Consider the following 14,438-nt stretch of genomic DNA (forward strand, 5'->3'; position numbering starts at 1 on the left):
CCCCAGCTTTCGAAGGAGAGACAACATGAGCGAAACGCCTGCCACCGTCGTGGCCGACGGGCACTTCCTGGAGGCGCCTCGCTGGCACGACGGGCGCATCTGGTTCTCCGACTTCTACGGCTACCGCGTCTCGTCGGCCAAGGAGGACGGCTCGGACCTGCGCGTCGAGGCCGAGGTGCCGGGGCAGCCGTCCGGCCTGGGCTGGTTGCCCGACGGCCGGCTGCTGATCGTCTCGATGACCGACCGGCGGGTGCTGCGCCGCGAACCCGACGGCGCCCTGGTCACGCACGGCGACCTGTCGTCGTACGCCACCGGCCACGCCAACGACATGTCGGTTGATGCGCAGGGCCGGGCGTACGTCGGCAACTTCGGTTTCGACCTGATGGCCGGCGCCCCGATCGAGCCGGCCTCGCTGCACCGGGTGGACCTCGGCGGCACCGTGACCCAGGTCGCCGACGATCTCTGGTTCCCCAACGGCAGCGTGATCACCCCCGACGGCGTCCTGCTCGTCGTGGAGACCTTCGGCGACCGGGTCAGCGCGTTCGATCTCACCGAGGACGGCCGGCTGATCAACCGCCGCGTCTGGGCGGAATTCGCCCCGCTGCCCGCCGACCGGTCCCTGGAGGTCGTGCTGCCGGCGCTCACCGTGGCCGGCGACGGCGCCTGTCTCGACGCCGAGGGCGGATTGTGGATCGCGGACGCCACCGGCGAGCGTGTCGTGCGGGTGATCGAGGGCGGCACCATCACCGATGAGATCCGTCCGGGTACCCCCGTCTACGCCTGCGGCCTGGGCGGCGCCGACGGGCGCACCCTTTACATCTGCGCCGCGCCGGACTTCCACGATCAGGCGCGCAAGGCCGCGACCGAGGGCAGGCTGCTGGCCGTCCGCGTCGACGTCCCGGGGGCGTGACCGGTGCGCGGGCTGATGCAGGACCGGGCACTCGACGTCGCGATGCTGGTGCGGCGCGCCGAGGGCGTGTTCGGCCACAAACGGGTCGTCACCGCGACTGCCACGGGGGAGGGCGCCGCGACCTGGGGCGAGGTCGTCGCCCGGGCCCGGCGGCTGGCCGGCGTCCTCGATCTGCTCGGCGTGCCGCCGGGTGCGCGGGTCGGGACGTTCGGGTGGAACTCCCAGCGGCACCTGGAGCTGTACCTGGCCGTGCCGAGCTCGGGCCGGGTGCTGCACACCCTCAACCACCGGCTCTTCGCCGCCGAACTGACCTACATAGTGGCCGATGCCGCTGACGACGTCCTCTTCGTCGACCGGTCCCTGCTGCCCACGGTGTGGCCGCTCATGGCGGACCTGCACACCGTCCGCCACGTCGTGGTGATGGACGACGGCGGCGACGAGCCGATCCCCGGCGACTCCCGCGTGTTCGACTACGACGCGCTCCTGGCCCGCGTACGCGAACCGGTCGCCGCGGCCGTCGTGGCCGAGGACGACGCCGCGAGCCTGTGCTACACCTCCGGCACGACCGGCCGGCCGAAGGGCGTGCTCTCCAGCCAGCGGTCGATCGTGCTGCACACTCTCGTCCTGCTCGGGGCCGACGCCTTCGCGATCAGCGAGCGCGACGTGGTCATGCCGATCGTCCCGATGTTCCACGTCAACGCCTGGGGACTCCCGTACGCCGCGGCCATGGCCGGCGCCGACCTGGTGCTGCCCGGCCCGCGGATGACCCCGGACGCCCTCGCGTCGCTGCTGACCCGGCATCGCGTCACGTTCACCGCCGCGGTCCCGGCGATCTGGCGCGCCCTGGAGCCCTTGCTGCCCGGCCTCGACCTGTCCGCGCTGCGGATGGCGGTCAGCGGTGGCAGCGCGCTGCCAATTTCGTTGTCGCAGGCGTACGACGACGTCGCCGGTGTCACCCTGAGCAGCTCCTGGGGGATGACCGAGACGAGCCCGCTGGTCACCTGCGCGCGGCCGGCGAGCACCCAGGACGGGCTGGACGCCGCCGCGCGGCGCGAAATTCTGTGCTCACCGGGCCGGTCGGTGCCGCTCACCGAACTGCGGCTCCTCGACGCTGACGGCCACATCGTCCCGCACGACGGCGCCACTCCGGGGGAGGTGCAGGTCAGCGGCCCGACGATCGCGAACGGCTACTTCGGGGCCGGCGCCGGCCAGGAGAGCATCACCGACGACGGCTGGCTGCGTACGGGCGACATCGGCACCATCGACGCCGACGGCTGTCTCCGGATCGTCGACCGGACCAAGGATCTGGTCAAGTCCGGCGGCGAATGGATCTCCTCCGTCACTCTCGAGAACGCGATCATGGCGCACCCCGACGTCCTGGAAGCCGCGGTGGTCGCCGTTCCCGACCGCCGCTGGGGCGAGCGCCCACTGGCCTGTGTGGTGGTCGCGCCCGGCCGGAGCCTCGCCGCCGAGGACCTGCGGGCCCACCTGGCCGGCCGGGTGGCCTCGTGGTGGGTGCCCGACGAGTTCCGCTTCATGCCGGAGATCCCGAAGACCGCAACCGGCAAGTTCGCCAAGGTGGCGCTGCGCCGGCAGGTCGCGGATCCGGCTGGGCCGCTCATCTGATCTTTACGTGTCTGGAGGATGTCGCAAGGGCAGCGCGCACAGAGGGCCAATTTTGAAGAACGCGGCAGACGTCAGGGCGGTCCTCGGTGCGGATCGCCTGCACGTACGCCCGGGTAAGAACGTCGTCGAGCCGAGCGGGCCTGCCCGTCCTGGCCGACTGCACGGCTGCTTCGACCATCGCCAGGCTCATCACGTTCTCGTGCACCTCGCCGGAGGGCCGCTGTCCGGTGCGTAAGGCCTGTACGAACATCTGCAGGGCGCCCTCGATCCCGGAATAGGGCGACGTGTCCGCGATCGTGGGCGCCGCTTCCATGTGCAGGATCGGGTCGTCGTCGCCGTTCCACAGTGCGGTGCCGTTCTGCCCGCTGATCCGCCAACTGCCGTTCCACGAGGTCTCGGCGCCGGGGCTGCACCAGCTGCCGTTGTAGACGTACCGGGTGCCGGATTCCATCTCGAACACCGCGGTCGCGCTGGCGTGCCCGGCATACCAGCTCCATTGCGGATTGTAGGACTGGCAGTAGGCGGACACCGGCTCGCAGTCCAGCAGGAAGCGCACCGAGTCGAAGGCGTGGATCGCCATGTCGACGAGTAGCGGCTGGGCCATCTGCTCGCGGAAGCCGCCGAAGTGCGGAGCCCGGAAGAAGTCGGTGGTGACCGTGCCGATGGGTCCGAGCTGCCGGGTCATGGCGCGCAGCCGGGACAGCTGCGGATTCCATCGCCGGGATTGGCTGACCATGAACAGCTCGCCCGTGACCTCGGTGGCCGCCACCAACGAGAGCGCACGGCTCACCGACTCCGCGACCGGCTTCTCACCGAGTACCGGCAGGCCGGCGAACAACGCCGCGGTGGTCACCGAGTGGTGGGCCTCCGGGACGGTCACGTTGATCAGCGCCTGCGCGTCGGTCTGCCCGGCCAGCTCGACGGCGTCGCTGCCGATCGCCAGACCGGGCCGGCCGACGGCGGCGACGGCGGCCTTCGCAGCGGTCAGGTCAAGGTCGGCGACGCCGGTCAGCTCTACGCCGGGCGCAGCGGTGACGGCGGCCAGCCAGGCCCGGCCCATGTTGCCGGCACCGGCGACAACGACCCGCAGCGGCTGGGCCGGACTGCTGACGACGCTCCGGAACCTCACTGGAGCGGTCCCCGGTAGCCCTGGCCGTGGAAGAAGTCTCCGGTGTCGTAGCGCAGCAGCGTCGGATATTCGCGCGCGGACCGGTCGCCGGCGGCCCAGGCGACCCCGTTCGCGATCACCTTGCGTACGCCCCGGTGATGATAGGTGGGATAGTCCTGGTCCCCGGGGCGGAAGTAGAAGATCTTGCCGTGGCCTCGCCGGAAGGTGCAGCCGCTGCGGAAGACCTCCCCGCCGGTGAACGAGCTGATGAAGACCAGCTCCTCGGGAGCCGGGATATCGAAGAACTCGCCGTACATCTCGTCCTCCTCGATGATGAGGGGATGCGGCACGTCCCGCGCGATGGGGTGGGTGGGGTCGACCGTCCAGATCAGCTCGCGATCGTGCTCCGAGCGCCAGCGCAGCGTGCAGGTTGTGCCCATCAGCGTGGTGAAGATCTTCGACCAGTGTCCGGAGTGGAGCACGACGAGGCCCATTCCGGAGAGCACATGCCGGTGTACGCGCTCGACGACCTCGTCGGCCACCTCGGCGTGCGCCGCGTGCCCCCACCAGGTGAGTACGTCGGTCTGTGCGAGCGCGTCCTCGGTCAGCCCGTGCTCGGGGTCGTCGAGCGTCGCCGTCCGTACGGTGCATCCGTCGCCGAGATTCTCCCGGATACCGTCCGCGATCGCCGCGTGCATGCCGTACGGGTAGATCTTCGCCACGTGCTCCTCGATCTGTTCGTGGCGGTTCTCTCCCCACACCGTCACGCGCACGGGGCCGGTCTCTGCCGATGTCACGGTTGACTCCTTCCGATAAGACTCATTTCACCGCGCCGGCGGTGGTTCCGGCCGCGACGTAGCGCTGGGCCACGACGAGCAGCACGATGGCCGGGATGGAGGCGAGCACGGCGGTCGCCATCACCGAACTCCAGTCGTTGACGTACGTTCCGATGTAGGTGTAGAGGCCGAGCGTCACCGGCCGCACGTCCTCCGTGGTGGTGAGCGTGAGCGCGAAGAGGAAGTCCGCCCATGCGAACAGGAAGCTGAACAGCGCCGCGGTGATCAGCGCGTTGCGGCTCATCGGGAGCACGATCGAGACGAACGTCCGGAGGTGCCCGGCGCCGTCGACCCGGCCGGCCTCGATGACCGACTGCGGGATGTTGGTCATGAACGCCCGCACGATGAGGATCGCGAACGGGACACCCGCGGTGGAGTCGGCGAGGACGAGGCCGGGGACCGAGTTGAGCAGTCCCACGTCGGTGTAGGCGGTGTAGAGCGCGTTCGCGATCACGATGCCCGGGATCATCTGCGAGATGAGCACGCCGAACAGGATCGCGCCGGCGAAGCGAAGCCGGAGCTGGGCCAGCACGTAGGCCGCCGGGGTCGCGACGAGCAGGCAGAAGACCACCGAACCGAGCGCCACGACGAGGCTGGTCAGCAGGTTGCGGCCCTGTTGACCGAGCGCGGTGGAGTAGCCCCGCCAGCTGAGATGGATCGGTAGCCACGGCGTGCCGACCGCGGATCCGCTCGGCTGCAGCGACACGTTGATCATCCAGTAGATCGGGAACAGCAGGACAGCCAGAATTCCGATCGCGACCACGGTGTTGGCCCAGCGTGGCCAGGGCTGTTTGACGCGCCTGCTCGGTTGCGCGGTGATGGACATGACGACCTCACTCGTCCACGGCACGCCGGTTCGCGCGCAGATAGATGACGGCGAACACCAGGGAGATGGCGATCAGGATGTTGCCGAGGGCGGCCCCCTGCCCGAAATCGAACTCCACGAAGGACAGGTGGTACGACTGGGTGGCGATGGTCTGGCTCGCGTTGGCCGGCCCGCCGTTGGTCAGGCCCAGGATCACGTCGAGAACCTTGACGGTGTAGACCACCCCGAGCACCAGCACGACGCTCACGACCGGCCGGAGCAGCGGCCACGTCACGTAGCGGAACCGTTGCCAGCCGGACGCCCCGTCGAGCGTGGCCGCCTCGTACAGATCCTCCGGGATGTCCTGCAGTCCGCCATAGAGGATGGTCAGGTTGAAGGGGATGCCGATCCAGATGTTCACCATGATCACGGCGATCAGGGCGAGCGAGGTGCTGGTCAGCCAGCCGGGGTGCCCGGGCGCCAGGTGGATGGCGGCCAGGAACCGGTTGAGCGCGCCGTTGTCCTTGTCCAGGATCCAGCGCCAGACCGCACCCGAGACGATCAGCGGGATCAACCACGGGATCAACAACAGTGACCGCAGCACGCCATTGAGCGGGAAGCGGCGGCGGAAGAAGACCGCCAGACCGAGCCCGATGACGAATTGCCCCAGGATCGACCCGGCGGTGAACAGGACGGTGTTGAACAGTGCCTTGCTGAACACCGACGAGGTGATCACGGCGCGGTAGTTGGCGAGCCCGACCCACGGCGCTTCGCCGGTGTAGAAGGTGCTCGTCGAGAACTTCTGGAGCGCCATCAGGAAGTTCTTGACGACGGGGTAGCCGAAGAACGCCACCATGTAGATCACGGCCGGGGCCAGGAACAGCAGTTGTGCGAGTCGGTCCTGCCCGCGACGCGACTTCCAGTGGCGGACCCGGTCCGGGGGCGCCGGATCCAGCGGGGGCGGTGGATCCGCCCGGCGATGCGCGGTGGTGGCGCCCCGGGATCCGGACTGGGATCCCGGGTGCACCGAGCCGGACAGGGGCTGGTTCTCAGCCATTCTGGGCTTGCTCCAGGGCCTTGGCCGGATCCGCCTGCCCGGTCAGCGCGGACTGGAAGGCTGTGTAGATCTTCGTGGCCGCCTTCGGCCAGTCAGCGCCGAGTTCACCCGTGCGCGACCGCGCCGTCGGGATCTGATCGGCGAAGCCCTTCACGTTCGGGTTCGACGAGCTGAAGCTCGTCAGCAGGGCGGTCTTGGTGGGGATGGTCTGGTTCTGCTTGGCCAGGTTGACCTGACTCTCGTCGGAGTTGAGGCAGGCGACGACCTTGGCCGCCTTGGCCTGCTTGTCCTTGTTGCCGGTCTGCGGGACGGTCCACGTCTCGCCACCGAGGGGCGCGACGATCGGCCGGCCGGCGGCCGGGGCCGGGATCTTCACCACCGCATAGTGCAGAGCCGTGTCCGCGTCCAGCACCGGGAACTGCCACGGCCCGTTCACCATCATCGCGGCCTTGCCGGCCCTGAACTGGTCGTTGACGTCAGCCTGGGTCCAGTTCAGCGCGGACTTCGAGACCGAACCGGCCTTCATCAGGTCCACCCACAGCTGCAGGGCCTGCGCGGTCTCCGGCGTCGCGATGTTCTTCTCGTCGCCGCCGTTCGACCACATGAACGGCAGGAACTGCCACGTGCCCTCGTAGTTGGCCGGCGCCGAGAAGGCCAGTCCGTACTGGCTGCCGGAGGTCAGCTTCTTGGCGGCCGTCTTCAACTCCTCCCAGGTTGTCGGCGGGGTAACGCCGGCCTTGGCCAGGATGTCCTTGTTGTAGAACAGCCCGATCGTGTTGGTCACGGGCTGCAGGCCGTAGAGCTTGCCTTGATAGGTCGAAGCGTCGACCACGCCTTTGGCGAAGCCATCGGCATTGAGGCCGAAGGTGTCCAGCGGCGTCAGGGCCCCGGTCTGCGCGATCTGCTGCAGGTCGGGATTGTCGAGCATGAGCAGATCCGGCAGCGTCTTGGACGAAGCCTGCTGCAGCACCTTCTGGATCAGCGTCGCGCCCGGCACCGCCTCCCGCGAGACGGTGGCGCCGGCCTGCGAGGCGCAGGCCTCGATGGCCTTCTGCCAGACCGTCTTGCCCGGATCGTTGTTGTAGTAGTCGAGCACCCGCAGGGTCGTCGCGCCGCCACTGTCCGAACCGTTGTCCGAGCCACCGCAAGCGGTGAGCGCCAGGGGCAGGGCGAGTATCGACGCGAGTGCGGCCGGGGCTTTACGAGATCGAGTGGAACGGAACATGTCGGGGGTGTCCTTTCGATCGGAACGCAACGTGGGAAGGGTTTTCAAGGCGTCGTTTCGAGGTCCCTGTCGATACGTATCGATAGGGATGTGTCGGCGATCGCCCGTCGATACGCATCGATTACGACACGGATGCGGCGGACCGAGTTGGCGTCTTCGGATCTGGCTCTAGCCCGAGCGCGCCGCGGATGCGGGCGCGGGCATCACGGTGCTCCGGCGAGTCAGGCGCGGGGCGACGAGATCTATCGGTGGATGCCCCACCCCGGGACCGGGATCGAGCAACCAGAGCAGGGTCTTCATCGCGCGCCGCGACACGTCTCGCGGCTCCTCGGAGATGTTGGTGTACGGCGGCTCCGATTCGTCCGCCTGGCGGTCGGTGCTGAGTCCGATGAGGGACAGGTCGCGGCCGGGTACCACCGCACGGGCCCGCAGCGCGTGCAGCAACGGTCCGATGGCCGCGTTGTAGGGCACCAGGACGCCTGTCCGCCCCGGGCTTCGGCGCGTCAGAATCTGGTCGACCACCTCCGCGGCCCCCGCCCGGCCCAGCTCGGCCGGCTCGAGCACGGTGAGCGGGAGGCCGCGCATCTCCGCATGACGGCGCACCGATCGCAGGAACCGGCCGGCGAAGTTGATCCGGCGGTCCGTCACCGCCGCCGGATAGCCGACGACGAACGCCTCGTCATGCGCGGTGTCCACAAGCTCGTCGACGGCGATCCGGGCGGCCGCCTCGAAATCGAGATCCACGCAGTAGAGGCCGGCCGGGTCGTCGGGCACGCCGACGAGCACGACGGGAATGGGTAAGGAGGCGGCCACCTGGACTCGCTCGTCCTGCTCCTGGATGTCCATCATGATGATCGCGTCGCACAGCGCCCGCCCGGCCAGGCGCCGCAGCCCCGCCGAACCCTCGTCCGCGGTGACCAGCAGAACCTCGTAGTCGTTGGCCCGCGCGGAACTGGCGATGGTCTCGATGAACGGCAGCAGCCCGGTCATTTCCGATGTCGAGTCGAAAGGCACGACCAGACCGACCACTTGCGTACGCCGTCCGGCCAGCGCTCGCGCACCGGCATGGGGTTCATAGGTGAGCTGCTCCATGGCGGCCAGCACGCGCTGCCGGGTGCGCTCGGAGATCTGACGCTTGCCGGTCATCACGTACGAAACTGTGCTCTGCGAGACGCCCGCGAGCCGGGCGACATCCTTGCTCGTGAATGCAGCCATGGGCAAACCCCAGGACGTAGTCGATGCGTATCGTCGAAGCGCTTCAACAATCAGGTGCCGACAGATTATGGCGAGCGTCACACCGCGCGCAAGACATCTCCAGGCAACACTTTCGCAACCTTGCCGACTGCCGGAGCGGACTCCGCCACTCGCCCGGGAGCTCGGGCGGCATTTCTGGAACCGCCGACCCACGCTGCCGCTGGACGAGTCCGACCGGGAGCGCATGCCCGCGCTGTTCGGGTTCTCCGCCGAGCGTGAAGCCGAGTGGCGTGAGCTGCTCGAGGTCTTCCGGCACGCGGTGGAGCACGAGCTGACCGACCGGCAACGACGCGTCTTCAAGGCGATCGTCCTGGACGGTGTGCCGCTCGACTCGCTTTGCATCGAGCTCGACGCCAACCACAACGCGGCATACAAGACGCTTTTCGACGCGCGCCGGAAATTGCGGACGGCTCTGGTCGCCAAGGGGCATTTGCGGGAGGACCGATGAGCGACCCGATCGATTTCGACGCGTTCCTGCGGACCGATCCGCGCGATGTCGGCTGCGGTGAAGCGATGGAGCTTCTGCACGTCTACGCCGAGCTGCATGCCGCCGGCCCCGAGGCGGCCCGGAGCAGGTACCCCGGCGTCGCCGCGCACCTGCGCGCTTGTGGCCCTTGCTCGACCGACTTCGAGGGGCTGCTGGCCCTGATATCACTACCAGGCCCTGGTGTTCCGCCGGGTGATCTCACCAGACCGTCAGCAGAAGGTGATTGACGAGTAATGCGACGGCCGCCTGGACGGCCGACTTGCCGCCGCCGCTGAACGCGTGGACTGGCGAGCTATGCCTGGCTCGCTTGCACCCGCGGGCCAAGCTGGGATACCTCGAAGAGGTGCTCCGTACGGACGAGGGCCGCCGCCCCCTTCAGATGTGCCGATGCCCCCAGCGATCCGGATGAGATCTTGACCGACGCCGCCATCATCGGCGGGGTGTACTGGTCGACCGCCTCACGAATGCCGTCGGCGATGACGTCGGAGGCGGCGCCCAGGGCGGAGTCCACGACGATGGCCTGGGGGTCGAGGAATACGACGAAGTCGGCCACGCGGCGGCCGAGGGAGCGGCCGAATCCGCGGAGCGCCCGCATGATCTCAAGCTCTCCGGAGGCGGCCGCCGCGTCGAGATCGCTCACCGTGAAGGTCCGTCCATGGGCCGTGGCCAGTTCGCTGAGCAGCGCCGGAATGCTCGTGGTCTGCCAGAAGCAGCCGCGCGCACCGCACTCGCAGAGCTGCCCGGCGTCGTCGACGTGGAGGTGCCCGACCTCACCCGCCAGCCGGGAGCCACCGCGGTGGAGCCTGCCTCCGATGACCAGACCAGCGCCGGTCCCGTGCGTGAGGGAGATGTGCAGCACGGTGTGGAGGCCGGCCACGTCCCCGTAGACGGCCTCACCGAGCGCTGCCAGATTGGCGTCGTTCTCGCAGAAGACGGGGCGATCGAGAAAATCGCCCACGACATCCGCAGCTGGTCGCCCGTCCCAGGACCGGAAGCGCCGCAGGTGTGATCCTCCGAGCGGGTCCGGGCCAGGCGTCCGAGCGAACAAGGACGGGCCAGGCAGCCCGAGGACCGCGAGCTCGACCTCCTGATGCGTCACGCCGGCTTCGGCGAGGGCACGATCGAGCAACTCCAGAGCCCCCGCCGGTGTGGTGAAGTCCGCTACGCCGTGCACCGCCGCCAGGACCTCGCCGTCGGGTCGTACCACACCGGCGAGGAAACCATGGGCCGCAGCCAGGACCACGGCGAGCACGCCAGGCGATGTCGTGACGGACCAACCGCGGGCCGGCCGCCCTCTCGCCGAGCGACTTGAGGGATGCTCCGCCACCAAGCCCGCGGCCCGAAGGCGTTTCAACGCGTGTACGACACTGCTGCGCGCCGCCGAGACCTCGGCGCAGACTGCGGCGACGGTGCGGTGCTCACCGTCGGACAAGGCCCGGAGGACAGCTCGTTCGGTACTGGTGAGACCGCTGTCGACGGCAGCGTCGGAGGTCATCGGCATAGCCGTAATTTATAGCTGTTTCGTCATAACTGCGCTATCGGCAGAGCCCGCAGTTCGTGGCTGATCATCGGTTCTGGCTGCGACTCGATGAGGCGGCCTATATATGACGGATTAGTCGTAAAGATTGCCTGTACCTTCGGATGTTTTCGTCTATTGATTGTTTCGGGGGCGTTGCGTAGCGTCCGTGCCACGGCGCTCCCTGATAGCGGCGCGCACCGTTCGGAGGGACAACCAATGTCGATGCGAAAATCCTTGGCTACGGTCGCCGTCCTTGTCGGCACGGTCTTGATCGCCCCTGGCGCGGCCACCGCGAAGCCGCCCGGCCATGGTGGTCACGGAGTCCAGAACGTCATCCCGATCACGCAGATTCTGGCCTTCGGCCAGAAGGTCACGGCGGTCGCGGTCGAGTACTCGTCACAGGTGAACGGGCGGACCCTGGACCGCGGCACCTACGCGGTCTCGGACAGCCTCTACAACTTCCGCTTCAACCCCGTCGAGGACATTACCGACCCGACGAAACGAGCCAACCGCACGATTGCCGCCGTCTATACCAATGATGCGCCCGCCCTGAACGCGGACAAGCGGTCCGACCCGGGCAAGTTCGTCATCATCGAGCTCGCCGCGACGGATCCCGGTGGCAACACCGTCATGGCGGCGGGCAACTACGTCAAAGTCAACGCCGACCTGCAGACGACGGTCGTGCAGAACGAGGACGTCTATGCCCAGCGGGGGCAGGGTAAAGGCCATGGCCCGCGGCTGGCCGCGGCGTCCGACCGGGCGTACGCGCCCACCAAACCCGCGATCAACCTGCTGGCCGACGACTTCGTCTACAAGAGGTTTACGACGACTGCGGGCACGATGATTCCCTACGCCTACCACCTGCCCGCAGGTTACGACGCCGCCAAAAAGTACCCGGTCGTCGTGATCCTGCCGGGGCAGGGCATGGGGTTCAACGGCTCCAACGAAGGGGTGCAGGTAGCTGCGGACATCCCCGCGACCGCGTGGCTGCAGGAGAAGTGGACGGGCACCAGCGAGGACGTCATCGTCCTGGCTCCACAGAACCAGCGGGTCGGTACTGCGGCCGCCCAGGCAGACGTCATGGTCGAGCTCCTGAACGCTTTCGCGCGGGAGTTCTCGGTGGACCAGGACCGGATCTACTCGTCCACGGTCTCGTACGGCTCCACGCTCGCCTGGGCCGCACTCGCCACCTACCCCGGACTCTTCGACGGTGCCCTGATCACCGGAGGTTTCGCCGCCGGCGCAGCCCAGGCAACCGCCATCGCCGCGTCCGGTACGCCGGTCTGGATCACCCACGGCACTCATGACCACCTTCTCAACGTGGTCACGACCGGGCAGGCCTCGTACAACCGCATCTGGAACGCCTACATGGTCCTCGGGAAAACCCCCGCCCAGGCAAACGCACTGGTCAAGTACACCGAGTACGCCGACTCGGCGTTCTACGAGCCGGACCGCCACCTCGCCGCGGCCCCCACGTACGAGGACAAGACCATCCTGCGATGGCTTCTCGCCCAATGAGCTGGTTCCACTGAACAGACAACGAAGGAGTGTGCTCAGATGAGAAAGGCGATCGAACGGCGCCGGCTCAGGCGTGCGATCTCGTTACTCTTGTTCGTGTCCCTCGGTGCCGGCATCATCGTTTCCCCGCCGGCTGCCACCGCAGGCGAACGCGCAATTGTGGAAGGCGCGACCGTCCGGGCGGATCGCCATTCACCGACCGGATACACCGCCAAGTTCGTCTACCGCAATCCCCATGCCACCCAGGTTCGCCTTGCCGGAGATCTGACTCTGCTCGACCTCGGCACGGGCAACACGCGGTATCAGCCGGAAGCCTGGCAGACGGGGCGGTACCACGCCGGAGGCACCGAATTCCTCAGGGACATGACCAAGAATTCGAGGGGATACTGGTCGATCTCGATCCCGCTGCACGCCGGCGGCCTCAGCTACTGGTACCGGGTCTGGGACCCGACTCAGGGCTGGGAAAACAAGCGTATCTGGGATCCGGCCTCGACGAACCCACGGCCCCCGGGCGAGTCCTCGTTCCGCGTCAGGAACAACGACGTTCTCGATGCGGTGTACGTGCCGTACGCCAAGAAGCAGAACGACCCGGTGCTCAAGGAACGTGCGGAGTACGAGCTGCCGATGGCGGACCGATCGAAATGGGGCACCGTCAGGTACATCCCCTACACCACGATTCTGGGCGACAGCGGCCATTACCTCGGCGTCTACCTGCCGGCCGGCTACGACGCCAACCGCGCGGAGCCGTACAAGGTTGCTTACCTCGCCCACGGCATCTTCGGTGACGAGACCGACTTCATGATCCCGGCGAATGTCCCGAACATTCTGGACAACATGACGGCGAAGGGCGAGATCGAGCCGACGGTGGTTGTCACCATGGGGAACCACTTCACGGGCACCAGCCTCGGCTTCGCCTCCTACAACCAGACCAACGCCGCCAACAACCTGGTCCAGACGATCCTTCCCCTCATCGAAAAGAGATACAACGTCTCGACCAAGCGTGAGGGCCGCGCCTACGCCGGGTTCTCGTACGGCGGAATGACGGGCGCCCACGTCATCAGGGCCTACCCGACCACCTTCGCGTTCTACGGACACTTCTCCGGTAATCCGTCGCTGACCACACAGGACTATGACAACGTCGCGGCCGCGGTCGGCAACGATGAACTCTTTGTGTTCCTCGGCAATGGTGTCTTCGAAGGCAACCTCGACGCCCAGAACGCCATCGCGAACAACTTCAAGGCGCGAGGGTACGCCGCCGCGACGGCCCAGGTCCCCGGCGCGCACGACGGGATGACGGCGGGCCAGCTGTTCACGATCTTCGCCAGGGACTACCTGTGGTCGGGGGTGGACTCCGTGTCGGTGGCGCCCGCGACTCAGAAACTGACGCGGGGCTGGAACTGGGTCCGGCAGTTCACCGCCAAGGTGACCACCAACGAGGGGGTGAGCCCGGCGGTGACGTGGTCGGTCAAGGGTGCGAACTCGGCGGACACCACCATCTCCGCGAATGGTCTGCTCTCGGTGGCCGCCGCCGAGACTGCGTCGTCGCTCACCGTCGTGGCGACATCGGTGGTCGATCCGACCAAGTCCGGCTCGGCCCGGGTCACCCTGACCCGCCCGGGCAAACCACACCACTTTCCAGCGCTTGTGCGGCAGGCACGGAAACAATGACGCTGACGCCGGCGGCCCTCGGAGCGGCGGGAATCGACACGCTGTCCGCGATGGTCCGCCGGCGGATCGGCGCGGCCGGCATCTGGACTGAGGACGTCCTGCCGGCAACCCGCCGGGCCGAAAGTCGGGTCTCGCCAATCGCCGGCCCGTCCGCTTGCCGGGCTTGGCAAGGCGCAAAGCGGCTGATCAGCACGATCTTGCCGGACCAACTCGGCAGGCTGGCCGCCCGGCACGCCGGCCGCCCATTCCGGCGACATCATCGACATGACTTACCCGTTGTCGCCGTGCAGACGGCGGTTGCGGTACTCGGCTATCACCAGCTCGGTCAGTTCCTCCAGGGTCACCTCCGAGGTGGGTTTGTCGAAGGTGATGGTGCCGTGTTGGAGCAGGTTGACTCGGTCGCAGACGTCGAGGACTTGGGCGTA

Annotated in this window: 13 protein-coding genes and 1 pseudogene; 6 read left to right on the forward strand and 8 right to left on the reverse strand. The window is 67.9% G+C overall.

The window, feature by feature from the left end; translation table 11 throughout:
* The first annotated feature begins 25 nt into the window (after window positions 1–25).
* Both ACIA5D_RS45480 and ACIA5D_RS45485 read left to right on the forward strand, forming a co-directional pair.
* Window positions 26–910 carry an SMP-30/gluconolactonase/LRE family protein gene (locus ACIA5D_RS45480; RefSeq protein WP_396036905.1) on the forward strand — a complete coding sequence of 295 codons (885 nt, stop codon included), beginning with the start codon at window positions 26–28 and terminating at the stop codon, window positions 908–910.
* 15 nt (window positions 911–925) lie between these two features.
* On the forward strand, window positions 926–2,536 hold the full coding sequence (locus tag ACIA5D_RS45485; RefSeq protein WP_396036906.1) for a long-chain fatty acid--CoA ligase: 1,611 nt from the start codon (window positions 926–928) through the stop codon (window positions 2,534–2,536).
* Here ACIA5D_RS45485 and ACIA5D_RS45490 read toward each other — a convergent pair.
* The 6 genes from ACIA5D_RS45490 to ACIA5D_RS45515 form a co-directional block, all read right to left on the reverse strand.
* The gene (locus tag ACIA5D_RS45490; RefSeq protein WP_396036907.1) at window positions 2,529–3,665 is read right to left on the reverse strand and encodes a Gfo/Idh/MocA family protein; all 1,137 of its coding nucleotides are present in this window, start codon (window positions 3,663–3,665) and stop codon (window positions 2,529–2,531) included. The genes ACIA5D_RS45485 and ACIA5D_RS45490 overlap by 8 nt on opposite strands.
* A complete protein-coding gene (locus ACIA5D_RS45495) occupies window positions 3,662–4,441 on the reverse strand; it encodes a ThuA domain-containing protein (protein WP_396036908.1) in 780 nt (259 codons plus the stop codon). Before ACIA5D_RS45495 ends, ACIA5D_RS45490 begins: the two co-directional genes overlap by 4 nt.
* 22 nt (window positions 4,442–4,463) lie before the next feature.
* Window positions 4,464–5,306, reverse strand: a complete 843-nt coding sequence (locus tag ACIA5D_RS45500; protein WP_396036909.1) for a carbohydrate ABC transporter permease — start codon at window positions 5,304–5,306, stop codon at window positions 4,464–4,466.
* A 7-nt stretch (window positions 5,307–5,313) separates the two neighbouring features.
* Entirely contained in the window at window positions 5,314–6,342 is a 1,029-nt protein-coding gene (locus ACIA5D_RS45505; RefSeq protein ID WP_396036910.1) for a carbohydrate ABC transporter permease, read from the reverse strand.
* Window positions 6,335–7,597 carry an extracellular solute-binding protein gene (locus ACIA5D_RS45510; RefSeq protein ID WP_396036911.1) on the reverse strand — a complete coding sequence of 421 codons (1,263 nt, stop codon included), beginning with the start codon at window positions 7,595–7,597 and terminating at the stop codon, window positions 6,335–6,337. The genes ACIA5D_RS45505 and ACIA5D_RS45510 overlap by 8 nt, the downstream gene beginning before the upstream one ends.
* Window positions 7,598–7,735: 138 nt before the next feature.
* Window positions 7,736–8,782 carry a LacI family DNA-binding transcriptional regulator gene (locus ACIA5D_RS45515; protein WP_396036912.1) on the reverse strand — a complete coding sequence of 349 codons (1,047 nt, stop codon included), beginning with the start codon at window positions 8,780–8,782 and terminating at the stop codon, window positions 7,736–7,738.
* Window positions 8,783–9,005: 223 nt separating this feature from the next.
* Between ACIA5D_RS45515 and ACIA5D_RS45520 the strand changes: the two genes are divergently transcribed.
* Window positions 9,006–9,269: a hypothetical protein gene (locus tag ACIA5D_RS45520; RefSeq protein ID WP_396036913.1), complete on the forward strand. Its 264-nt coding sequence runs from the start codon at window positions 9,006–9,008 to the stop codon at window positions 9,267–9,269.
* Window positions 9,266–9,535 (forward strand): hypothetical protein, encoded by a 270-nt coding sequence (locus ACIA5D_RS45525; RefSeq protein ID WP_396036914.1) that lies wholly within the window; start codon window positions 9,266–9,268, stop codon window positions 9,533–9,535. The genes ACIA5D_RS45520 and ACIA5D_RS45525 overlap by 4 nt, the downstream gene beginning before the upstream one ends.
* A gap of 65 nt (window positions 9,536–9,600) precedes the next feature.
* Here ACIA5D_RS45525 and ACIA5D_RS45530 read toward each other — a convergent pair whose 3' ends face one another.
* Together ACIA5D_RS45530 and ACIA5D_RS45535 are read right to left on the reverse strand one after the other, a co-directional pair.
* Window positions 9,601–10,560, reverse strand: coding sequence for an ROK family protein (locus tag ACIA5D_RS45530; protein WP_396036923.1), 960 nt, complete (start codon window positions 10,558–10,560; stop codon window positions 9,601–9,603).
* Between the two features lie 54 nt (window positions 10,561–10,614).
* Window positions 10,615–10,809, reverse strand: a pseudogene (locus ACIA5D_RS45535) (MarR family transcriptional regulator); the annotation flags it as partial.
* A 240-nt stretch (window positions 10,810–11,049) separates the two neighbouring features.
* On the opposite strand from ACIA5D_RS45535, the gene ACIA5D_RS45540 reads away from it, so the two are divergent.
* Window positions 11,050–12,345 carry a hypothetical protein gene (locus ACIA5D_RS45540; RefSeq protein WP_396036915.1) on the forward strand — a complete coding sequence of 432 codons (1,296 nt, stop codon included), beginning with the start codon at window positions 11,050–11,052 and terminating at the stop codon, window positions 12,343–12,345.
* Between the two features lie 39 nt (window positions 12,346–12,384).
* Window positions 12,385–14,013 (forward strand): alpha/beta hydrolase-fold protein, encoded by a 1,629-nt coding sequence (locus tag ACIA5D_RS45545; RefSeq protein WP_396036916.1) that lies wholly within the window; start codon window positions 12,385–12,387, stop codon window positions 14,011–14,013.
* The last annotated feature ends 425 nt before the right edge of the window (window positions 14,014–14,438 follow it).

The organism is Actinoplanes sp. NPDC051513, from assembly GCF_044454685.1.
In the GTDB taxonomy this organism is placed as follows: Bacteria; Actinomycetota; Actinomycetes; order Mycobacteriales; family Micromonosporaceae; genus Actinoplanes.